The 20,557-nt window shown below is 71.7% G+C and carries 20 protein-coding genes; 6 read left to right on the top strand and 14 right to left on the bottom strand.

The window, feature by feature from the left end; all coding sequences use genetic code 11:
- Window positions 1–106 precede the first annotated feature (106 nt).
- From G5B56_RS04235 to G5B56_RS04225, 3 genes are all read right to left on the bottom strand, one after another.
- Window positions 107–2,029: a PrkA family serine protein kinase gene (locus G5B56_RS04235; protein ID WP_164962431.1), complete on the bottom strand. Its 1,923-nt coding sequence runs from the start codon at window positions 2,027–2,029 to the stop codon at window positions 107–109.
- Window positions 2,030–2,477: 448 nt separating this feature from the next.
- Entirely contained in the window at window positions 2,478–3,362 is an 885-nt protein-coding gene (locus G5B56_RS04230) for a ParB/RepB/Spo0J family partition protein (RefSeq protein WP_009856032.1), read from the bottom strand.
- Between the two features lie 11 nt (window positions 3,363–3,373).
- On the bottom strand, window positions 3,374–3,925 hold the full coding sequence (locus G5B56_RS04225; protein ID WP_164962430.1) for an alpha/beta hydrolase: 552 nt from the start codon (window positions 3,923–3,925) through the stop codon (window positions 3,374–3,376).
- 54 nt (window positions 3,926–3,979) lie between these two features.
- On the opposite strand from G5B56_RS04225, the gene argC reads away from it, so the two are divergent.
- Window positions 3,980–4,918 (top strand): N-acetyl-gamma-glutamyl-phosphate reductase, encoded by a 939-nt coding sequence (gene argC / locus G5B56_RS04220; protein ID WP_164962429.1) that lies wholly within the window; start codon window positions 3,980–3,982, stop codon window positions 4,916–4,918.
- 120 nt (window positions 4,919–5,038) lie between these two features.
- Here argC and G5B56_RS04215 read toward each other — a convergent pair whose 3' ends face one another.
- The 5 genes from G5B56_RS04215 to G5B56_RS04195 all read right to left on the bottom strand — a co-directional run bounded on the left by G5B56_RS04215 (window position 5,039) and on the right by G5B56_RS04195 (window position 9,248).
- Complete coding sequence (locus G5B56_RS04215; protein ID WP_029718411.1) at window positions 5,039–5,800, bottom strand: ParA family protein; 762 nt, start codon at window positions 5,798–5,800, stop codon at window positions 5,039–5,041.
- Window positions 5,794–6,405, bottom strand: a complete 612-nt coding sequence (locus tag G5B56_RS04210) for a LysE family transporter (protein WP_164962428.1) — start codon at window positions 6,403–6,405, stop codon at window positions 5,794–5,796. Before G5B56_RS04210 ends, G5B56_RS04215 begins: the two co-directional genes overlap by 7 nt.
- A 62-nt stretch (window positions 6,406–6,467) precedes the next feature.
- Window positions 6,468–7,091, bottom strand: coding sequence for a 16S rRNA (guanine(527)-N(7))-methyltransferase RsmG (gene rsmG, locus G5B56_RS04205; protein ID WP_009856027.1), 624 nt, complete (start codon window positions 7,089–7,091; stop codon window positions 6,468–6,470).
- On the bottom strand, window positions 7,088–9,040 hold the full coding sequence (gene mnmG / locus G5B56_RS04200; protein WP_164962427.1) for a tRNA uridine-5-carboxymethylaminomethyl(34) synthesis enzyme MnmG: 1,953 nt from the start codon (window positions 9,038–9,040) through the stop codon (window positions 7,088–7,090). The genes rsmG and mnmG overlap by 4 nt, the downstream gene beginning before the upstream one ends.
- A 13-nt stretch (window positions 9,041–9,053) precedes the next feature.
- Window positions 9,054–9,248, bottom strand: a complete 195-nt coding sequence (locus tag G5B56_RS04195; protein WP_037289928.1) for a DUF2061 domain-containing protein — start codon at window positions 9,246–9,248, stop codon at window positions 9,054–9,056.
- A gap of 91 nt (window positions 9,249–9,339) precedes the next feature.
- Between G5B56_RS04195 and G5B56_RS04190 the strand changes: the two genes are divergently transcribed.
- From G5B56_RS04190 to G5B56_RS04180, 3 genes are all read left to right on the top strand, one after another.
- A complete protein-coding gene (locus G5B56_RS04190) occupies window positions 9,340–9,609 on the top strand; it encodes a YkgJ family cysteine cluster protein (RefSeq protein WP_164962426.1) in 270 nt (89 codons plus the stop codon).
- Window positions 9,606–10,298: a Crp/Fnr family transcriptional regulator gene (locus G5B56_RS04185; RefSeq protein WP_009856023.1), complete on the top strand. Its 693-nt coding sequence runs from the start codon at window positions 9,606–9,608 to the stop codon at window positions 10,296–10,298. The genes G5B56_RS04190 and G5B56_RS04185 overlap by 4 nt, the downstream gene beginning before the upstream one ends.
- 82 nt (window positions 10,299–10,380) lie before the next feature.
- Window positions 10,381–10,572 carry a DUF2892 domain-containing protein gene (locus G5B56_RS04180; RefSeq protein WP_164962425.1) on the top strand — a complete coding sequence of 64 codons (192 nt, stop codon included), beginning with the start codon at window positions 10,381–10,383 and terminating at the stop codon, window positions 10,570–10,572.
- Here the strand turns inward: G5B56_RS04180 and G5B56_RS04175 are convergent, their stop codons facing one another.
- The 5 genes from G5B56_RS04175 to G5B56_RS04155 are packed head-to-tail and all read right to left on the bottom strand — an operon-like array spanning window position 10,573 to window position 15,894.
- The gene (locus G5B56_RS04175) at window positions 10,573–11,748 is read right to left on the bottom strand and encodes an ABC transporter permease (RefSeq protein WP_164962424.1); all 1,176 of its coding nucleotides are present in this window, start codon (window positions 11,746–11,748) and stop codon (window positions 10,573–10,575) included. It abuts the gene before it with no gap.
- Complete coding sequence (locus G5B56_RS04170) at window positions 11,745–12,509, bottom strand: ATP-binding cassette domain-containing protein (RefSeq protein ID WP_164962423.1); 765 nt, start codon at window positions 12,507–12,509, stop codon at window positions 11,745–11,747. The genes G5B56_RS04175 and G5B56_RS04170 overlap by 4 nt, the downstream gene beginning before the upstream one ends.
- Window positions 12,506–13,951 (bottom strand): alpha/beta hydrolase, encoded by a 1,446-nt coding sequence (locus G5B56_RS04165; protein ID WP_164962422.1) that lies wholly within the window; start codon window positions 13,949–13,951, stop codon window positions 12,506–12,508. Before G5B56_RS04165 ends, G5B56_RS04170 begins: the two co-directional genes overlap by 4 nt.
- Window positions 13,948–14,313: a glutaredoxin domain-containing protein gene (locus G5B56_RS04160; protein ID WP_009856018.1), complete on the bottom strand. Its 366-nt coding sequence runs from the start codon at window positions 14,311–14,313 to the stop codon at window positions 13,948–13,950. The genes G5B56_RS04165 and G5B56_RS04160 overlap by 4 nt, the downstream gene beginning before the upstream one ends.
- A 27-nt stretch (window positions 14,314–14,340) precedes the next feature.
- Window positions 14,341–15,894, bottom strand: a complete 1,554-nt coding sequence (locus G5B56_RS04155) for a thioredoxin family protein (RefSeq protein WP_164962421.1) — start codon at window positions 15,892–15,894, stop codon at window positions 14,341–14,343.
- Window positions 15,895–16,056: 162 nt separating this feature from the next.
- Here G5B56_RS04155 and prsT point away from each other — a divergent pair, with 162 nt between their 5' ends.
- Both prsT and xdp1 read left to right on the top strand, forming a co-directional pair.
- Window positions 16,057–18,861 carry an XrtA/PEP-CTERM system TPR-repeat protein PrsT gene (gene prsT, locus G5B56_RS04150; protein WP_230247177.1) on the top strand — a complete coding sequence of 935 codons (2,805 nt, stop codon included), beginning with the start codon at window positions 16,057–16,059 and terminating at the stop codon, window positions 18,859–18,861.
- 173 nt (window positions 18,862–19,034) lie between these two features.
- Window positions 19,035–19,784: an exosortase-dependent surface protein XDP1 gene (xdp1, locus tag G5B56_RS04145; protein WP_009856015.1), complete on the top strand. Its 750-nt coding sequence runs from the start codon at window positions 19,035–19,037 to the stop codon at window positions 19,782–19,784.
- Between the two features lie 55 nt (window positions 19,785–19,839).
- On the opposite strand, the gene G5B56_RS04140 is transcribed toward xdp1, so the two are convergent.
- The gene (locus G5B56_RS04140; RefSeq protein ID WP_164962420.1) at window positions 19,840–20,550 is read right to left on the bottom strand and encodes a hypothetical protein; all 711 of its coding nucleotides are present in this window, start codon (window positions 20,548–20,550) and stop codon (window positions 19,840–19,842) included.
- Between the last annotated feature and the right edge of the window lie 7 nt (window positions 20,551–20,557).

Here is a 20,557-nt window from a genome sequence, read left to right as displayed (position 1 = left end):
GGCGGGAGAGGGTTGGGGTGAGGGCTGGTGATGCGCCTGCACCCTCACCCCTGCCCTCTCCCGCAGACGGGAGAGGGGGAAGCTGCGTGCGGCGCTCGACGTCATCTCAGGAACTCTTGCGAACGCGCAGGTACCACTCGCACAGCAGGCGCACCTGCTTGGGCGTGTAGCCCTTGTCGACCATGCGGGTGACGAAGTCCTCGTGCTTCTTGGCCTCGTCGGCGCTGGCCTTGGCGTTGAAGCTGATGACCGGCAGCAGCTCCTCGGTGTTGGAGAACATCTTCTTCTCGATCACCGTGCGCAGCTTCTCGTAGCTCGTCCACACCGGGTTCTTGCCCTGGTTGTTGGCGCGCGCGCGCAGCACGAAGTTGACGATCTCGTTGCGGAAGTCCTTCGGGTTGGCGATGCCCGCCGGCTTCTCGATCTTCTCGAGCTCGGCGTTGAGCGCCGCGCGGTCGAAGACCTCGCCGGTGTCGGTGTCGCGGTACTCGTGGTCCTGGATCCAGTAGTCGGCGTAGGTGACGTAACGGTCGAAGATGTTCTGGCCGTACTCGGAATAACTCTCCAGGTACGCGGTCTGGATCTCCTTGCCGATGAACTCGGCATAACGCGGCGCCAGCAGCTCCTTGATGAAGCCGACGTACTTCTGCTCCAGCTCGGCCGGGAACTGCTCGCGCTCGATCTGCTGCTCCAGCACGTACATCAGGTGCACCGGGTTGGCGGCGACCTCGGTGCTGTCGAAGTTGAAGACCTTGGACAGGATCTTGTAGGCGAAGCGCGTCGAGATGCCGGTCATGCCTTCGTCGACCCCGGCGTAGTCGCGGTACTCCTGGTAGCTCTTGGCGCGCGGGTCGGTGTCCTTCAGGTTCTCGCCGTCGTAGACCAGCATCTTGCTGAACAGCGAGCTGTTCTCCGGCTCCTTCAGGCGCGTCAGCACGGCGAACTGGCTCATCATCTTCAGCGTGCCCGGCGCGCAGGTGGCCTGGGCCAGCGACGAGTTGCGCAGCAGCTTCTCGTAGATCTTCACCTCCTCGCTGACGCGCAGGCAGTACGGCACCTTGACGATGTAGATGCGATCGAGGAAGGCCTCGTTGTTCTTGTTGTTGCGGAAGGCCTTCCACTCGCTCTCGTTGCTGTGGGCGAGCACGACGCCGTCGAAGGGGATCGCACCGAAGCCCTCGGTGCCCTTGAAGTTGCCTTCCTGGGTGGCCGTCAGCAGCGGGTGCAGCACCTTGATCGGCGCCTTGAACATCTCGACGAACTCGAGCAGGCCCTGGTTGGCCAGGCACAGGCCGCCGGAGTAGCTGTAGGCGTCGGGGTCGTCCTGGGCGTAGCTCTCCAGGCGGCGGATGTCGACCTTGCCGACCAGCGAGCTGATGTCCTGGTTGTTCTCGTCACCCGGCTCGGTCTTGCTGATGCCGACCTGGCGCAGGATCGACGGGTAGCGCTTGACGACCTTGAAGCGGCGGATGTCGCCGCCGTACTCCTCCAGCCGCTTCACCGCCCAGGGGCTCATGATGCGGTTGAGGTAGCGCCGCGGGATGCCGTACTCGCTCTCCAGGATCGGGCCGTCCTCGTCGGGGTCGAACAGGCCCAGCGGCGACTCGTTCACCGGCGAGCCCTTGATCGCGTAGAACGGCACCTCCTGCATCAGCTGCTTCAGGCGCTCGGCGATCGAGCTCTTGCCGCCGCCCACCGGGCCGAGCAGATACAGGATCTGCTTCTTCTCCTCCAGCCCCTGCGCTGCGTGCCGGAAGTAGGACACGACCTGCTCGATCGCGTCCTCCATGCCGTAGAACTCGGCGAAGGCCGGGTAGACCTTGATGATCTTGTTGGCGAAGATCCGCGACAGCCGCGGGTCGTTGCGCGTGTCGATGCTCTTCGGCTCACCGATGGCCTTGAGCATGCGCTCGGCCGCGGTGGCGTAGGCCAGCGGGTTGCGCTTGCATTCCGCGAGGTAGTCCTCGAGCGAGATCTCCTCCGCACTGAGGCGTTCGTAGCGCGCCTTCAGGTTGCCGATCACGTCCATGCGAGCTCCTGGTCGATGACGGCGAGGGCTGTCGGAGCCGCAGCGGCCCCGACTTCCTCGCCTGGGGAAGTTCTGATGAAGTCCCGGCTGTACGGGCCCAGGCTCCATCAGAGCTTTCCGTCACGCCAGCGGCATGGCCGCTTGCCTCGGCAGGCAGATCAATCCTGCCCTGCGCGGGCTGCGATTTCCACCGGGTTTGGCCTGTCATCGACCGACTGTTCCGAGGAATCCGCCGCACCCGCCTCTCGCAAGAGCCGTGCCCCACCAGGGGCGCAGACGACTCCTTCCGTCCCCGCGGCGCCCTGCCGTGGTGGAAGGCACGCCGGGACACGTCGCGCGCCCATCATGCGACGGCGGCGAAAAGCCTGCAGGCGGTTTGGCCTTGCGGGGTCAGGCGGCGATGGTGCTCGCGCACCGCGCGGGTGCGGCCCGGGGCGGGCCAGCGGCGTCAGTCCTCGGCCGCGCCCAGACGTTCCAGCAGGCCGTTCAACTCGTCGAGCGAGCCGAAGGCGATCGTGATCTCGCCCGACTGCTTCCGGCCGCGGCTGCGCACGCGGATCTCGACGGCAGCGCCCAGCGTGTCGGCCAGGCGCTCCTCGAGCCGCAACACGTCGCGCGACTTGCCGGCGGCGGCCTTCTCGCGCGGCGTGGGTTCGGGCCGCGACTGGCGCTGCACCAGCTTCTCGGCGTCGCGCACGCTGAGCTTGCGCGAGGCGATCTCGTGCGCCGCCATGATCTGCGGCGCGGCCTCCAGCGCCAGCAGCGCACGGGCGTGGCCCATGTCCAGGTCGCCGGCGAGCAGCATCTGCTGCACCGGGTCGGCCAGGTTCAGCAGGCGCAGCAGGTTTGTCGCGGCGCTGCGCGAACGGCCGACGGCCTGCGCCGCCTGTTCGTGAGTGAGTCCAAACTCTTGGACGAGACGCCGCAAACCCTGGGCTTCTTCCAGCGGGTTCAGGTCTTCGCGCTGAATGTTCTCGATCAGCGCCATCACCGCCGCGGCCTCGTCGGGCACCGGCTTGACGAGCACCGGCACGCGGTCGAGGCCGGCGATCTTCGCGGCGCGGAAGCGGCGCTCGCCGGCGATGATCTCCCAGCGGCCCTCGGCCACGGGGCGCACGAGGATGGGCTGCATCACGCCCTGGCCCTTGATGCTCTCGGCCAGTTCGTACAGCGAGCCCTCGTCCATTCGCGTGCGCGGCTGGTAGCGGCCGGGCTCGAGCTGCTCCAGGCGCAGCGTCGTCGGCTGGCCGTCGCCGGCCGGCGTTTCGGAGACTTTGGGGCCCAGCAGCGCTTCGAGGCCCAGGCCCAGCCCCTTCGGTTTTTTGGTCGCCATGGTCGTGATTGTCACCGAGCGGCGACGGGGCCCAGCGCCGCGAGCTTCGCGACGCCTTCGGGCCAGTCGCCAAGGCCCGATTCGGCATTCAGATGGCCGCGTGCACCCAGGCTCTCGGCCGGCACGCGCCAGTCGGCGGCCAGCGCACGCGACGCGGCGGCCGAGGCGAAGGGGTCGTCCTCGCTGTAGAGCACGAGCGCGGGAAACGGCAGCGGCCGGCGCACGACGGGGCGCCAGCGGGCGACCGGCGGCGGCGTGTCGGGTTGCTCCAGATCCGGCGGCGCGACCAGCAGCGCGCCGGCGACGCGCTCGGTGTGCGAGGAGTGTGCCGCCCAGGCGGCGACGAGGTGGCAGCCCAGGCTGTGCGCGGCCAGCCGCACACGGCCCGGCGCGGACAGCACTGCCTCTTCCAGCTGTGCCATCCAGTCGCCACGCAACGGCCACTGCCAGTCCGACTGCTGCACACGCTGAAAACCGTGCAGCGCCTCCCAGCGGCTTTGCCAGTGCTCCGGGCCGGAGCCCAGCCATCCGGGCAGCACCAGCACACGTTCGTCCAAGGTCATCACCTTGCCTTATCCTCGACTGTTCACCCCACGAATTGTGCGCGAGAGGCAGCGATGAACTACACGGTCTACGTCGACGGACAGGAAGGCACGACGGGCCTGCGGATCCACGAGTACCTGGCCGGCCGCTCGGACATCGAGCTGCTGAAGATCGCGCCCGACCTGCGCAAGGACGCCAGCGAACGTGCGCGCCTGCTCAACGCTGCGGACGTCGCCTTCCTCTGCCTGCCCGACGCCGCAGCGCGCGAGGCCGCGGCGCTGGTGACGAACCCGAAGACCTGCCTGATCGACGCCAGCACCGCGCACCGCACGGCGCCGGGCTGGGCCTACGGCTTCCCCGAACTGGCGCCGGGCCAGCGCGACGCGCTGCGCGCCGCCAAGCGCATCAGCAACCCGGGCTGCCACGCGACGGCCTTCGTCGCGCTGCTGCGCCCGCTGGTCGATGGCGGGCTGGTGCCGGCCACGCTGCCGGTCAGCGCCACGTCGATCACCGGCTACTCGGGTGGCGGCAAGAAGATGATCGAGCAGTACCAGGCCGGCGGCAATCCGGAACTGGACGCGCCGCGGCCCTACGCGCTGGGCCTGGCGCACAAGCACCTGCCCGAGATGGCGGCGCACACCGGGCTGGCCGCGGCGCCGCTGTTCGTGCCGGTGGTCGGGCCGTTCTACAAGGGCCTGGCGGTGTCGGTGCCGCTGCACCTGGCACAGCTGCCCGGCGTGACGCCCGAGGCGATCCACGCCGCCTACACGGCGCACTACGCCGGCGAACGTTTCATCCGCGTGATGCCGCTGCGCGACGCGGCGACGCTGGAACACGGGTTCCTCGACGTGCAGGCAGCCAACGACACGAACCGCATCGACGTCTTCGTCTTCGCCAGCGACACGCAGGTGCTGCTCGTCGCGCGCCTGGACAACCTCGGCAAGGGCGCCAGCGGCGCCGCGGTGCAGACGATGAACCTGCACCTCGGACTGGACGAAGGCCTGGGGCTCTGAGGCGATCGCCACGGCAGCAAAACGGCGCCCCGCGGGGCGCCGTTTTCGTTTGTTGCCGCAGGCCGCCGGGCGGCCCGTGTTCCACGTGGAACATGAAGCTCCGGCGCGCGCCGGGGCCGCTCAGCCCAGCCGCGCCACCATCTCGCGTGCGAACTCGACGAAGGCCATCGCGCCCTTGCTCGACGGGTCGAAGGTGACGCCCGGCTGGCCATAGCTCGGTGCCTCGGCCAGGCGCACGTTGCGCGGGATCACCGTGTTGAACACCTTGTCGCCGAAGTGCGCCTTCAGCTGCTCGGCCACTTGCTGCTGCAGCGTGATGCGCGGGTCGTACATCACCCGCAGCAGGCCGATCAGCTTCAACTCGGGGTTCAGGTTGGCGTGCACCTGCTTGATCGTGTTGACCAGGTCCGACAGTCCTTCGAGCGCGAAGTACTCGCACTGCATCGGCACGACGACGCCGTGCGCGGCGCACAAGCCGTTCAGCGTCAGCAGGCTCAGCGACGGCGGGCAGTCCATCAACACGAAGTCGTAGTCGGCTTCGGCCGCGGCCAGCGCCTGCTTCAGGCGGCGCTCGCGGCGCTCGAGCTCGACGAGTTCGACCTCGGCGCCGGCCAGTTCACGGTTGGCGCCGAGCACGTCGTAGCCGGCACTGCTGCGCTGGCGCGCCTCGGCCACCGTCGCGCTCTCCAGCAGCACGTCGTAGACCGACAGCGGCAGCGCACGCTTGTCGACGCCCGAGCCCATCGTCGCGTTGCCCTGCGGATCGAGATCGACGACGAGCACACGTTGGCCGACCAGGGCCAGGCCGGCGGCAAGGTTCACGGTGGTCGTCGTCTTGCCGACCCCACCCTTCTGATTGGCGATGCAGAAGATCTTCACGATGCCACCAGCTTCAGGCCGAAGCCGATCAGGAACACACCGGCCAGGCGCTCCAGCGCCTTCGCCACGCGGCGGCGACGCCCGATCTCGTCGCCCATGGCGCGCGCCAGCAGGCAGACGATCAGGCCGTAGGCGAAGGTCAGCGCCGCGATCGTCACCGCCATCGCCGCGAAGGTGATGGCACCGCGGTGGGCGGACGGATCGATGAACAGCGGGAAGAAGGCCATGTAGAAGACGATGGCCTTCGGGTTGAGCAGGGTGATGAAGAAGGCCTGGCGGGCGTAGCGCCCCGGGGTGATCGGCACCGCCGCCGCCACGCCGCCGCGCGACACCAGCAGCTTCAGGCCCAGCCAGCCGAGGTAGGCAGCGCCCGCGTACTGCACCGCGGCGAACACCGTCGGATAGGCCGCGAGCAGCGCCGCGACACCAGCCACGGCCAGCCAGAGCAGCACCTGATCACCGACGATGACACCCAAGGTCGCCGCCAGCCCGGCACGCAGCCCGCCCTTGGCGGTCGAGGTCAGCAAAGCCAGGTTGCCCGGCCCGGGCAACGCGAGAAACAGCAGAACGGCCGCGCAGAACGCGCCGTAGTCGGCGATGCCGAGCATCGTGAACCCTCCAGGAAGCCGGGGAGCGTACCCCAGTTTGTGCAGCCCGCCCTGGCGTGGCCTCAGGTTTTGCGCATCCAGACCAGGCAGCGCTGCGCGTCCAGGCCCGGCACCGACAGGTGTTCCACGTGGAACACCTCGACGCCGGTCGGCAGCGCGGCGATCTCGTCGTCGGGCACCCTGCCCTTCATCGCCATCCAGCACGCGTCGGGCTTCAGCAGCGCCGAGGTCAGCGTGACAAAGTCGGCCAGCGACGAGAAAGCGCGTGACGTGACAACGTCGAACGGTGCGGCCTTCAGCTGCTCGACGCGCGCGTGCTGCGCCTGCAGCCGCGGCAGCCGCAGCTCGGCGGCGGCCTGGCGGATGAACGCCGCCTTCTTGCCGACCGTGTCGACGCAGGTCACGTCCCAGCCCATGATCGCCAGCACGACACCCGGCAGGCCGCCGCCGCTGCCGACGTCGAGCACGCGCCCGGCCGGCAGGCGCGCGGCCAGCGGCTTCACGACGGCCAGGCAGTCGGCCAGATGCTGGGTCAGCATCTGCGCCGGGTCACGCACCGCCGTCAGGTTGTAGGTGGCGTTCCAGCGCTGCAGCAGCGCCAGGTAACGCTCCAGGGCCTCGACCTGGCCCGGCGTGACCTCCAGCCCCAGCGCCGCGCAGACCGCGGCCGGCGTCGTGGCGGTCATGCCGAGGCCTCGTCGGCGGTGAAGCCCTTGAAGCGGCCTTTCTTCAGGTGCACCAGCAGCAGCGAGATCGCCGCCGGCGTCACGCCGGAGATGCGCGAGGCCTGGCCCAGCGTCTCGGGCCGATGCCGCGTCAGCTTCTGCCGCACCTCGAAGGACAGCGCGGTGACCTGGGCGTAGTCCAGCTCCTCGGGCAGCTTCATCTGCTCGTAGTGCGCGGCGCGCTGCACCTCGTCGACCTGCTTGTCGATGTAGCCGGCGTACTTGATCGCGATCTCGGCCTGCTCGATCACCGCGTCGGCTTCGCGCGCGCCGTATTCGGCCTGCAATGTTCCACGTGAAACAACGTCGGGGACGCCGGCCGCGGCGGCCGCCGCCCACACCGCGTCGAAGTCGACGCCGGGCCGGCGCAGCAGGTCGGCGAGGTTGTACTCGTGTTCCAGCGCCTTGCCGATGAAACGTTCGGCGTCGGCGGCGGCCAGCGTCGCCGGACGCACCCAGGTGCTCTTCAGACGTTGCTGCTCGCGCTCCAGGCGTTCGCGCTTGCGGCAGAAGGCATCCCAGCGCGCGTCGCCGACCAGGCCCAGCTCGCGGCCGATCGCCGTCAGCCGCAGGTCGGCGTTGTCTTCGCGCAGCTGCAGCCGGTACTCGGCGCGGCTGGTGAACATGCGGTAGGGCTCGGTGATGCCCTTGGTGACGAGATCGTCGACGAGCACGCCCAGATAGGCCTGATCGCGGCGCGGCGTCCAGGGCTCGCGGCCCTGGGCCTGCAGCGCGGCGTTGGCGCCGGCGAACAGGCCTTGCGCCGCGGCTTCCTCGTAGCCGGTCGTGCCGTTGATCTGGCCTGCGAAGAACAAGCCGCCGATCGCCTGGGTCTCGAAGCTGGGCTTGAGCTCGCGCGGGTCGAAGTAGTCGTACTCGATCGCGTAGCCGGGGCGCAGGATGTGCGCGTTCTCCAGGCCCGGCATCGAACGGATCGCGCCGAGCTGGACGTCGAAGGGCAGCGAGGTCGAGACGCCGTTCGGATAGAACTCGTGCGTCGTCAGCCCCTCGGGCTCGAGGAAGATCTGGTGCGAGCTCTTGTCGGCGAAGCGGTTGATCTTGTCTTCGATGCTCGGGCAGTAACGAGGGCCGACGCCTTCGATGATGCCGGTGAACATCGGGCTGCGGTCAAAGCCGCTGCGGATGATCTCGTGCGTGCGCTCGTTGGTGTGCGTGATCCAGCACGGCAGCTGGCGCGGGTGCATCTCCGGCGTGCCGAGGAAACCGAACACCGGCACCGGGTCCAGGTCGCCGGGCTGCTCTTCGAGGCGCGAGAAGTCGATCGAGCGGCCGTCGATGCGCGGCGGCGTGCCGGTCTTCAGCCGGCCCTGAGGCAGCTTCAGCTCCTTCAGCCGGGCCGACAGCGTCGTCGCCGCCGGGTCGCCGGCGCGGCCGGCGCGGTAGTTCTCCAGCCCGACGTGCACCCGCCCGTCGAGGAAGGTGCCGGCGGTCAGCACGACGGCACGCGCGTTGAAGCGCAGGCCGATCTGGGTGACGACGCCGGTGACGCGGTCGCCTTCGACGATCAGGTCGTCGCAGGCCTGCTGGAACAGCCACAGGTTGGGCTGGTTCTCCAGCCGGCGGCGGATCGCGGCCTTGTAGAGCACGCGGTCGGCCTGGGCGCGCGTGGCGCGCACCGCCGGGCCCTTGCTGCCGTTGAGGATGCGGAACTGGATGCCCGACTCGTCGGTGGCTTCGGCCATTGCGCCGCCGAGCGCGTCGACCTCCTTGACGAGATGGCCTTTGCCGATGCCACCGATCGACGGGTTGCAGCTCATCTGCCCCAGCGTCTCGATGTTGTGGGTCAGCAGCAGCGTCGTGCAGCCCATGCGGGCGGCGGCGAGCGCGGCTTCCGTTCCGGCGTGACCGCCGCCGACGACGATGACGTCGAACGCTTGGGGATGCAGCATGAGGCCGCGGATTTTACGAGGGCACGCTCACCCGGGCGGCTTCGTGTCGACGATCCCACCAGCGATCGAAGAAGTAGTGCGCGATCGTGTTGGCCACCGGCTCGATCAGGGTGATCGCCCCGGCGATCGCGATGCTGCCGGTGAGCAGGTAGCCGATGGTGAACGAGATGCCCACGTGCAGGACACCGAAAGCGGCGGACTTGGCCATGCCGGACTCCATTTGAGAATGGCTCTCATTCTGAAGACACGGCGCCCGGCCGGGGATCGATTGTCGGCATCACCGCGATAGCATGCGGACCATGCCCGAGCCCCTGCCCTGCCGCGAACGCTGCGCCGCCTGCTGCATCGCGCCGTCGATCAGCAGCGCGATCCCCGGCATGCCCGAAGGCAAACCCGCCGGCGTGCGCTGCATCCAGCTCGACGAGGCCGAACGCTGCCGTCTCTTCGGCCGCCCCGAACGCCCGGCCGTCTGCGGCGGGCTCGAGCCCTCGGCCGAGATGTGCGGCGCTTCGCGCGAGCACGCGCTGGCCTGGCTCAACCGCCTCGAAACCGCGACCTCCCCGACGTGACCCCTGCCGCCGATCCCTCGCTGCACGAGCGCCTGCTGGCGCAGTACCCGATGCTCGCCGCGCTGCCGGCCGGCGAAGCGCAGGCCGTGCTCGCACGCGATGCGATGCATCTGACAGCGCCGGCGGGCATGCTGCTGTTCGACGAAGGCGCACCCTGCGGCGGCTTCCCGATGGTGCTCGGCGGCGCGGTGCGTGTCGCCCGCGGCTCGCCGGGCGGGCGTTCGCTGGAGCTGTACCGGGTGACGCCGGGCGAACTCTGCGTCGTCTCGGCGTCCTGCCTGTTCGGCCACGCGGCGATGAGCGCGCACGGCATCGCCGCCGAAGACACCGAACTCGTGCTGCTGAACCCGGCCGGCTTCGAACGCTGGTGCACGCACGCGCCGTTCCGCCAGTACGTCTTCGGCATCTTCGCCGACCGCCTGGCCGATCTGATGGCCTTGGCCGAGGCGGTGGCCTTCCAGCGCCTGGACCAGCGCCTGGCCGCCGCGCTGCTGGGCCGCGGCACGGTGCTGCGCGCCACGCACCAGAGCCTGGCCGACGAGCTGGGCACGGTGCGCGAGATCGTCAGCCGGCTGCTCAAACGTTTCGAGCGCCAGGGCTGGATCGCCGTCGGCCGCGAGCGCATCGACCTGCTCGACAGCGCCGCGCTGCGCGCGCTGGCCGCCGGCGAAGCGCCCCGCCCCGTGTGACCGCAGTCACCGACGCGCCACCCCCTCACTGCGCACACTTCGACGCACGGCATTCCCGCCGTTCAACCGTCAGGAGTGAGCCATGAAATCCAATGTCGGCGGCATCGACCGCATTCTCCGCATCGTGCTCGGCCTCGCGCTGATCGGCATGACGCTCGCCGGGTTCATCGGCGTCTGGGGCTGGGTCGGCGTCGTGCCGCTGCTCACCGGCGCCGTCGGCTTCTGCCCGCTGTACCCGCTGTTCGGCTTCAGCACCTGCCCGGTCAAGCGCTGATCATTTCAGCGCCGCGCTGCGCAGCGTGCGTGCCACGTAGGCCAGCGCCACCACGCTGAGCGCAGCGCAGACCAGCACCGGCGGCAGCAGGGCCGCCGCGTCCAGCGTCTCGCCGCGCAGCACGCGGTTCATCAGCGTCACCTGGCCCAGCGCCGGCACCCAGGTGAACCAGGCCGCGTCGCCTTCCTGGTTGAACACCGAGACCAGCGGCGCCAGCGACACGGCGAGCACGACGACCGTCGCGCTCGCCTGCGCCTCCTTGAAGCTGCGGCAGCGGATGGCCACCGCCATCAGCACCGCCGCCACCGCCGCCGCCAGCGGCAGCAGCAGCGCGACGAAGGCGCCGGCCTCGTAGGCGCCGTAGCGGAACAGCGCCGCCAGCGCGTCGTTGCGCAGCAGCCATTGGCCGGGCAGGAAACTCGCCGCGCTGAGCACCGCGATCGCGACGCCGACCGCGGCCACCGCGCCCCATTTGCCCAGCACCAGCACCCAGCGCGACGCCGGGTTGCACAGCAGCGGCTCGAGCGAACCGCGCTCGCGTTCGCCGGCCGTCGTGTCCAGCGCCGCGTTCAGCGCGCCGTAGACCACGGCCATCAGCACGAAGAACGGCAGCATGGCCAGCAGCTGCGCGGCGCGCGAGGCCGGGTCGGCGAGGTCGCGGTTCTCGACCCGTGCCACCTGCACGAGTTGCGGCGCGACACCACGCAGCGCCAGCCGCAACGACGCCTGCTCCTGCACGAAACCTTCGATCAGGCGCTCGACACGCCGGCCGCCGACGGCCGAACGGGTGTTCGCGCTGTCGGCCACCAGTTCCAGCTCGACCGGCTCGCCGCGTGCCAGGCGCGCTTCGAAGTCCTTCGGCACGACGAGCACCGGGTCGCCCAGCGTGCGCGCCCGCAGCTGCGCCTCGTAGTCGGCGGGCGCCTCCTTCAGCGTCCAGGTCTGGCGCTCGACGTAGTTGCGCAGCGTCGGCGCTGCGGCGATGTCGTGCACCAGCAGCTCGCGCGCCTCGGCTCGCTCCTCCATCGACGACACCAGCGCCGACAGCAGCACCAGCACCAGCGGCCCCATCGCCACCGAGCTCAGCAGCACGGTGAGCAGCGTGCGTCGGTCGCGCAGCGCGTCGACCAGCTCCTTGCGGAACACGGTCCAGGCGGACTTCAGCAAGCCGCTCATCGTGCCGCCTGCGCCTCGGCGCCGAAGGCCAGGCGCACGAAGGCTTCCTCGAAATCGGGCGTGCCGGCGCGCTCGCGCAGCTCGGCGACGCTGCCGTCGGCGACGACGCGGCCGTGCGCGACGACGACGACACGGTCGCACAGGCGCTCGACCTCCTGCATCACGTGCGTCGAGAAGACGATGCACTTGCCGGTCTCGTCGCGCAGCCGGCGCAGCGTGTCGCGCAGCGCGCGCGTGGCCAGCACGTCCAGGCCGTTGGTCGGTTCGTCGAGCACGATGTTCGCCGGGTCGTGCACCAGCGCACGCGCCAGCGCGGTCTTCATGCGTTCGCCCTGGCTGAAGCCGTCGGTGCGGCGGTCCAGCAGCGGCACCATCTCCAGCAGCGTGGCCAGCGTCTCGGCACGCGCGTCGGCCGCCGCCGCGTCCAGGCCGTGCAGCCGGCCGTAGTACGTGATGTTCTCGCGCGCCGTCAGCCGCGGATACAGGCCGCGCGAGTCGCCGAGCACACCCAGCCGCGACTGGGCCTCGCGCGTGCGCGTCGCGACGTCGAGGCCGTCGACCTCGGCCGCACCCTCGTCGGCCGGGATCAGCCCGGACAGGATGCGCAGCGTCGTCGTCTTGCCGGCGCCGTTGGGGCCCAGCAGGCCGGTGATGCGGCCGTCGTCGGCGCGGAAATCGACGCCGTCGACGGCCAGCACGCTGCGCGCGGCCTTGCCGCGGCCCTGCACGAAACGTTTGCGCAGCCCGCGCACCTCGATCATCGCGGCCCTCCCGGCGGCACGAAGACGGCCGGCCGCGGCAGCGTCGCGGCACAGCCGAAGTCGACCGCCAGCGCATCGGCCTCGGTCTCGGCATCGATGAAACGGAACACCGCGTCGCGGATGCAGCCGACGGCCAGCACGCCATGGCCAGCCCCGGGCACGACGACGTGACGCGCCTTCGGCCCCAGCGCCGCAGCCGTGCGGGCGCCGTGGCGCGGCGGCGTCACCGGGTCGGCACCGCCGGACAGCAGCAGCGCCGGCACCGGGCTGGGCACGACGCGGTAGAAGGCCGGCGGCACCTCGCCGCGCGGCCAGTCGCGGCAGGCCGCGGCGTACTCGTCGGCGAAGGTGCTGCCGAAGTCGCGCCCCGGCGCTTCGTCCGAGGCCGCACGCGGCGCGTCCTCGGCGCAGATCACCGAAAAATGCAGCGCCTGCGCGATGCCGCGCCCGCGCATGTCCAGGCCGCTGAAGGCCAGCGCGAACAGGCCGTCGAAACGTCCGGCCGCCGCCTCGGCGATCGCCGCCGGCAGCGCCGAAGTCCAGGCCGGCACGTACAGCGCCTGGCGCACCAGGCTGGCGACGAGATCACGCGACACGGCCAGCGTCTCGCGCCGGCCGGTGAACGGGTGCATGAGCTCCACCTCGCGCGGCAGCGACGCGAGCAGCGTGCTCCAGGTGGCGCGCAGCGCCGGGAAACGTGCGCGGCAGGCGGTGTCGAGCTCGCAGGCGTCGAGCAGGCCGTCCAGCGCGGCCTGGGCGTCGACCGACACCGCCGCCGGCAGCACCATGTCCGGCGGCGCGACACCGTCGAGCACCAGCCGGCGCACCGCCTGCGGGAACTGGCGCTGGTACTCCAGCGCCGCGCGTGTGCCGTAGGACACGCCGACGAGGTCGATGCGTTCGGCGCCGACGGCGCGCCGAACCGCGTCGACGTCCTGCACCGCCAGCGTCGTCGTGAAGAAACGCAGGTCGCCGTAGGGCAGCTTCTGCAGCCGTTCGCGGCAGCTCTTCAGCGCCGCCAGGCGGCGCGCCGGGTCGGCACCGGCGGCCAGCGGCCCCAGCGGGTCGCTGTCGGCGCAGTCCAGCGGCGCGCTGCGGCCGGTACCGCGCAGGTCGACGAGCACGATGTCGCGCCGGCTGCCCAGGCGCCCCATCAGGCGCTGCACCGTGCCGGCGATGTCGATCGCGCCCTGCCCCGGGCCGCCGGCGAGGAACAGCACCGGGTCAGGCTTGGGCCGGCGCGCCACCGCGGGCAGCACGGCGTAGTGGATGTCGACGGTCGGGCCGTCCGGTCGGGCCGGGTCCAGAGCGCGTTTGACGATACCGCAGCGCGCCTCGTGTTCGACGCCGGGCAGGCGGCAGGCCTGCGTCGCGGCCACGGCGGGGCCGGCCAGCACGAGCGCGGCCAGGGCCGCCAGCAGGCGCAGCGGACGGCCGCTCACGCGAGCATGCGGCGCAGTTCGCCGCTGTCGTGCAGGCGCTTCAGGTCGTCGTAACCGCCGACGAGCACGCCGCGCACGAAGACCATCGGGAAGGTCGGCCAGCCGCTCCACATCTTCAGCGCATTGCGCCGCCGCCACTGGCCGAGGTAGTGGCCGTAGTCCAGGTCGTGGTGGGCGATGCCGGCAGCGTCCAGCAGGCGCCGCGCCTTGCGCGGGAACGGGTTCCAGCCCATGCCGACGACGACGACAGCGTGGGCGGCGACCGCCCGCCGCACCTCGTCGACGAGGTCGGCGTGGTGGGCCGCGACACGGTCGCGGATCGCGGGGTGCAGATGCTCGTCGTCGAGGATGGCGCGCGGCATGGAGCGCGAGGGTATCAAAGCCCCGCGTCAGCCGGTGGTGCGCGGCTTCAGCAGCGTGCGGCAGGTGTCGCGCGCGCCGTCGGCCGCGGGCGCCTTGCGGCAGACACCGTCCAGCCGCGCCTGCAGCCGCTTCATCACCGCGGCGTGGCGGCCGCCTTCGTTCCAGGCCACGAGCTTCGTGCCCATGCGCTGAAGCGAGCGCACGCTGCGGCCCTGGAAGGCACCGGCGTCGCGGCCGGCCTCGTCGATCAGCGTCGCGGCGGTGCTCTCGATGCGCGCACCGTCGTTCGGCGCCAGATCGACCAGCGCGGCGAGGTAGCCGCCGCCCCACTGCAGCCGCGTCGCCGGGCCTTCGCTCTTCTCGAAGGCCTGGCGGTACCAGCCCAGCGCCTCGTCGTTGCGGCCGAGCTTGCGCGCGTTGCCGCCGAGCTGGCTCATCAGGTAGTACGGCGAATGGCTCTTCGCCAGGTTGGCCTTCAGCAGCGCGTCGCTCTCGTCCCAGAGCCCGGCCCGCGCCAGCACGTAGGCACCGCCGGTGATCACCGCCTGGCGCTCGTAGCCGTCGCTGATCTCGCGGTCGTCGCGGGCGATGTGCTCGCGCACCGCCTGGCGCAGCGCGGCGGGCAGCTCGGCCTTCACGGCGTCCTCGGGCGCACCCAGACGGGCGAGCTCGACGCGCGAACCCAGCGCCCCCAGCCGGTCGGCACGCGACAGCGTGGTGTCGGCGGCCAGGCGCTGCAGCGCGCTGTCGAACAGCGGCACCAGCGGCGACTTCTCCGGCGCACCGTCGGCCAGCGCCCGCACCAGATCGGCAGCGCTGCCGGCGAAGACGTCGGCATGGCGGCGTGCCAGCGCCGGCTCGGCGGCGACGCGGCGCACGCGCTCACGCAGCGCGGCATCGGCCTTCACGCCGCCCTTGCCTTCGTCGGCGACCAGCGCCTTCAGCCACAGCCGGGTGGCGGTCTCGTCGTCGGCAGCCGGCGCCGCGGCGGCCAGCTTCGCCAGCAGCGCGGCACGTTCGGCCGGTGCGACGACCCGGCCATCGTCGACGTCCCAGGCGTAGAAGGCCAGCGCGCGCCACTCGTGCGCCGACAGCGGGCGGCCGGCGGTGGCGTCGGCGACCAGCGCCTTCACCGGCCGGCCGGCGGCCAGCGCCTGCTGCAGCAGCGCCAGCACCTGCTCGGGCTCGGCTTCGCCGGGCAGGCGCGTGATCTCCTGGCCGTCGGGCGCGAACAGCACCATCGTCGGGTAGGCGCTGACGCCGAAACGTTTGCCCAGCTTCTGCGCGCCGGGGCGGTCACCGTCGACGTGCACGGCGACGAAGTCGCGCGCCTGCAGCGCGAAGTCCTGGCGGTTGAACAGCGTCGCCTTCAGCTGGTTGCACGGCGGGCACCAGGTCGCGCCCCAGTACAGCAGCACCGGCTTGTTCTCGGCGCGGGCCCGCACGAAGGCGCGGTCGACATCGGCGTCGGCGGCGGCCGCCACCCAGGCGACGTTCTTCGACGGCAGGCCGGGCGCCGCGGCGGCGGTTCCCCAGGCGAGGCAGACGGCGAGACAGCAGGCGGCGAGGCGGAGCTTCATGGCGGCGACGGCAGCGGACGAAAAAGGCCGATTGTGGGCCGGCCGCGCGCCCTCCCCGGAACGCGGGGGAAAACCTCGCCCGACGCCTCCCGCCGATGACCGAAATCACGCTGCCCCACGCGCGGGGTGCCGGTGCCGGCCGGGGTCTTCTACGATCGGCTGGTGAACATTCGTAACGCCTCCCTCCCGATGCGCCAGCTGGCGATCGCCGCCGCGCTGGCGGGCACGCTGGCCGCCCAGGCCGCCGACATGAAGTCGGCCCGCTTCTACGAGGACGCGCTGTCGCGCTACGAGAAGCAGGACTACCCGGGCGCCGTCGTGCAGCTCAAGAACGCGCTCAAGCTCGACAAGACGCAGCTGTCGGTGCACGTGCTGCTGGGCAAGGCGCTGCTGGCCAGCGGCGACTCGGTCGGCGCACAGGTCGCGTTCGAGGAGGCGCTGCGGCTCGGCGTCAACCGCGCCGAGGTCGTGCTGCCGCTGTCGACGGCCCTGGTCAACCAGGGCAAGCCGCAGGTGGTGCTGACCGACACGCGCTTCGCGCCGGCCGGCCTGCCGACCGAGCTGCGCGCGGCGATGAGCGTCGTGCGCGCCAACGCCGCGGCCGACACCGGCGACCCGCGCGCAGCGCTGCAGATGCTCGACGAGGCACGGGCGCTGGCCCCGCGCGACGCCGCGCCCTGGCTGGCCGAAGTGACGGTGCGGCTGCGCATGGGCCAGCCCGCCGAGGCCCAGGCCGCGGCCGACAAGGCGCTGGCGCTGGCCCCCGGCCTGGCCCAGGTGCACTACCTGCGCGGCACCATCGCGCACGCCCGGGGCCAGGGCCAGGCAGCGCTGGACGCCTACGGCCGCGCGCTGGCGATCCAGCCCGCCCACCTCGAGACGCTGGTCTCGCGCGCCGGCCTGCTGCTGGACCTCAAGCGCGACGCCGAGGCGCAGCGCGACATCGCCCAGCTGCGCCAGGTGGCGCCGCTGGACCCGCGCGGCGGCTACCTGCAGGCCCTGCTGGCCGAAAAAGCCGGGCGCGGCGCCGAGGTGCGGGCCGCGCTGCGCGACGTCACCGGCCTGCTCGACCCGGTGCCGATGGAGTACCTGCGCTACCGCCCGCAGCTGCTGATGCTGGGCGGCCTCGCGCACTACGGCCTCAACGAACGCGAGAAGGCCCTGCCCTATCTCGAGGCGGTGCAGCGCTCGCAGCCCGGCAGCGGCGCGGCCAAGCTCGTGGCGCAGATCCAGATCTCGCAGAACAACCTGGACAAGGCCATCGAGTCGCTCGAGGGCTATCTGCGCCGCAACCCGGCGGACACGCAGGCGACGCTGCTGCTGGCGTCGGCCCAGATCGCCCAGGGCCGGCACACCCGCGCCGCGGCCACCGCCGAACAGGCGCTGCGCACCCAGGACTCGGCGCCGATGCGCGGCCTGCTCGGCCTGAGCCTGGCCGTCGGCGGCCGCGTGCCCGACGCGCTGGACGCGCTGGAGGCCTCGTTCAAGGCCGATCCCAAGCAGCTCGCGACCGGCACCGCGCTGGCGCAGATCCGGCTGCAGGCCGGCGACACCCGGCGGGCGACCCAGGTGCTGCAGACGCTGCTGCAGCACCACCCGAAGCAGGCCGGGCTGCTGAACCTGCTCGGCAGCGCCAAGGCTCGCGGCGGCGACGCCGCCGGCGCCCGCCAGGCCTTCGAGCAGGCGCTGGCCGTCGACCCGGCCTTCGTGTCGCCGCAGGTGCAGCTCGCGCGCCTGGACGCCGACGCCGGCAAGTTCGACGCCGCGCAGCAGCGCCTGCAGCAGGCGCTGGCCAAGGACGACAAGGCGCTGGAACCGACGCTGGCGATGGCCCAGCTGGCCGAGCGCCGCGGCCGCCTCGACGACGCGCGCCGCTGGTACGAGAAGGCCGACGACATCGCCGGGCCCAACGTCATCGACCCGGCGCTGGAGCTCGTCGAGTTCCTGCTGCGCCAGGGTCAGCCCGAGGCCGCACGCGAGGCCGGCAAGCGCCTGTCCAACCGCGCCCCCGAGGCGGTGCCGGTGCTGATCGCGCTGGCCCGCATCTCGCTGGCCAACGACGACGAAGCCGGCGCGCGCACCGGGTTGAACCGCGCCTCGACGCTGGCCGACCACGACGTCGGCGCACTCGCCCGCATCGCGGTGCTGCAGTTGCAGGCCAACCATCCGCAGGGCGCGCAGCACACGCTGACCAAGGCGCTGGCCGAACGGCCGAACTCGCTGCCGCTGCAGGCGTTGATGGTCGACGCCGAGATCCGCCTCGGCGAGCTGGCCGCCGCCGAGAAGCGCGCCCGCACGATCGCCACGCAGAACCCGAAGCTGGCCGTCGGCCCGTCGCTGCTGGGCGACGTGGCGACCGCCCGCGGCCAGCGCGCCGCCGCGATCGACGCCTATCGCACGGCCCACCGCCTGCAGCCAGGCACCGACACGCTGCTGCGGCTGCTGCGCGCGACGGCGCCGCAGGACCCGCAGGGAGCGCAGAAGCTCGCCGAGCAGTGGCTCGCGTCACACCCGCGCGACGCCGTCGTGCGCCGCGTGCTGGCCGACGGCTACGCCCGGCTGGGCCAGTGGCCCGCCGCGCGCGACGCCTACCAGGCGCTGCTGAAGCTGACGCCCGAGGACGCCGAGGCCTGGAACAACCTCGCCCATGTGCAGCTGCGCCAGAAGGACGGCGCCGCGCTGGCGTCGGCCGAGCGGGCGCTGGCCCTGAAGCCCGGCGTGCCGCACATCGTCGGCACGGCCGGCTGGGCGGCGTTCCATGCCGGCCAGACCGACAAGGCGCTGCAGCGCCTGCGCGAAGCGCGGCTGCGCGACCCGGGCAACCCGACGACACGCTTCTACCTCGCCACGGTGCTCGCCCGCTCGGGGCGCAGCGCGGAGGCCCGCGAGGAGCTCCAGGCCGCGCTGCGCAGCCAGAACTTCGCCGAGGCGCAGGACGCCCAGGCGCTGCTGCAGACCCTCAAGTGAGGGGCGCACGGGGTGTCGCAAGTTCTTACATTCCCCCGGCGATTCTGCGAGGATCGCACGCAAGTTCTTGATGTGCCGGGAAATTCCGGCCTGGCGCGGGCCTTGCATGTCCTGCCTGGCGCGGCACGGGGAGCGCTGCGGCTGAACTCGAGAGGCATTCGATGAAAACGAACATGAAGCACGTGACGGCGTCGGCCCTGATGGTGATGGGCCTCGGTTTCGCCGGTGCCGCCTCGGCGCAGAACACCTGGAGCCTGCTCGACTCCTGCACGCCGAACAGCGGCACCACGCAGCTGGCCACCTGCACCTCGGGTGGCAAGTCGGTGGCCGTCACCGCCTACGCGGCCGGCAGCGGCGCCAACTTCGCCAAGGCCTCGATGACCGAGTGGTACACCAACGGCATCGGCGTCTCCTACAGCGGCGAACCGACCGGCAGCCCGCAGCACGCCATCGACAACAACGGCAAGACCGAGCTGGTCATGCTGAACTTCACGACGGCGACGATGCTCAGCGCGCTGTCGATCGGCTGGTTCGAGAACGATGCCGACATCTCGGTGCTGCGCTGGACCGGCCAGGGTGCGCCCGACCTGACCACGAACTCGACCGGCAACCTGACCAGCAGCGGCTGGACCCTGGTGGCCAGCCGCGACGTCGACCCGAGCTATTCGTGGAACTTCAGCGGCGGCGGCTACTCGAGCTGGTGGCTGATCAGCAGCTACTTCGGCGCCAGCGGCTACGCCGCCGACGGCTCGGGCTACCTGGACAAGGGCAACGACTACTTCAAGCTGCTGTCCTTCACCGGCACCACGCAATCCGGCGGCGGCAGCGGTGGCAGCGTCCCCGAGCCCGGCACGCTGGCGCTGGCGGGCCTCGCGCTGGCCGGCATCGTCGGCGCCAAGCGCCGCCGCGCCCGCACCGTCTGACACACAGAAGCTTCGGCAGCTTCGTCCGTCGGGCCGGCCTCTGCCGGCCCTTTATTCATGCTCCGGGATCGGCGGCGGCCAGCCCGGGCTGACCCTCGTCGGCCGGCTCGGCATTGGCCCGCGCCAGCGCCATCCAGACCGAAAACGGCACGCGCGCCGCACGGCGCGGTGCGGCGCGTGCCACCTCCAGCCGGCCGTCGGCACAGGCCAGCATCACGCCGTAAGGCTCGGGCACCTCGTCGGGCGTGGCGATGCCTTCGTTGAAGACGTACCAGCACTGGCTGGCCAGCGCGCGGTAGGCCGCGCCCTTGTCGGGCCGGCGCAGGTCGGCCAGCAGGTCGGCGCGGCGCACCTTGATCTCATGCACCACCGGCTCGGCGTAGTCCTCGACCGTCGTGTGGCGGATCGAGAAGACGTCGGGCATCGCGGTCGCCCAGCGTGTGCTGCCGTCGTCGCCGGCCAGCGGCGCGCGCAGCGCCAGGCCGCGCCAGACGATGCGCCCGGCACGCTGCATCTCGCGGGCGACGCGCGCGACCAGCGCCTCGTGGGCGTCGAAGGCGGCGCGGTTGCGTGTCAGCGTCGCCGCCAGCAGCGTGATGCCGGCATCGGTGACGACGAGCGTCTCGCGCCCGGCCTCGTCCCAGCGGCGCTGCAGCAGCCCGGCGGCCAGCAGGTCGATCTCGATGGCGTCGCGACAGGGCCAGCCGGCCGAGCGCCAGATCTCGCGCAGACGGCGCCGGTGCACGGCGCCCAGCGCCGGGCTCACTCGGCGC

The organism is Rubrivivax sp. JA1026, assembly GCF_011065555.1.
GTDB classification, from domain to species: domain Bacteria; phylum Pseudomonadota; class Gammaproteobacteria; order Burkholderiales; family Burkholderiaceae_C; genus Rubrivivax; species Rubrivivax benzoatilyticus.
This window is presented reverse-complemented; position numbering and strand designations above follow the sequence as displayed.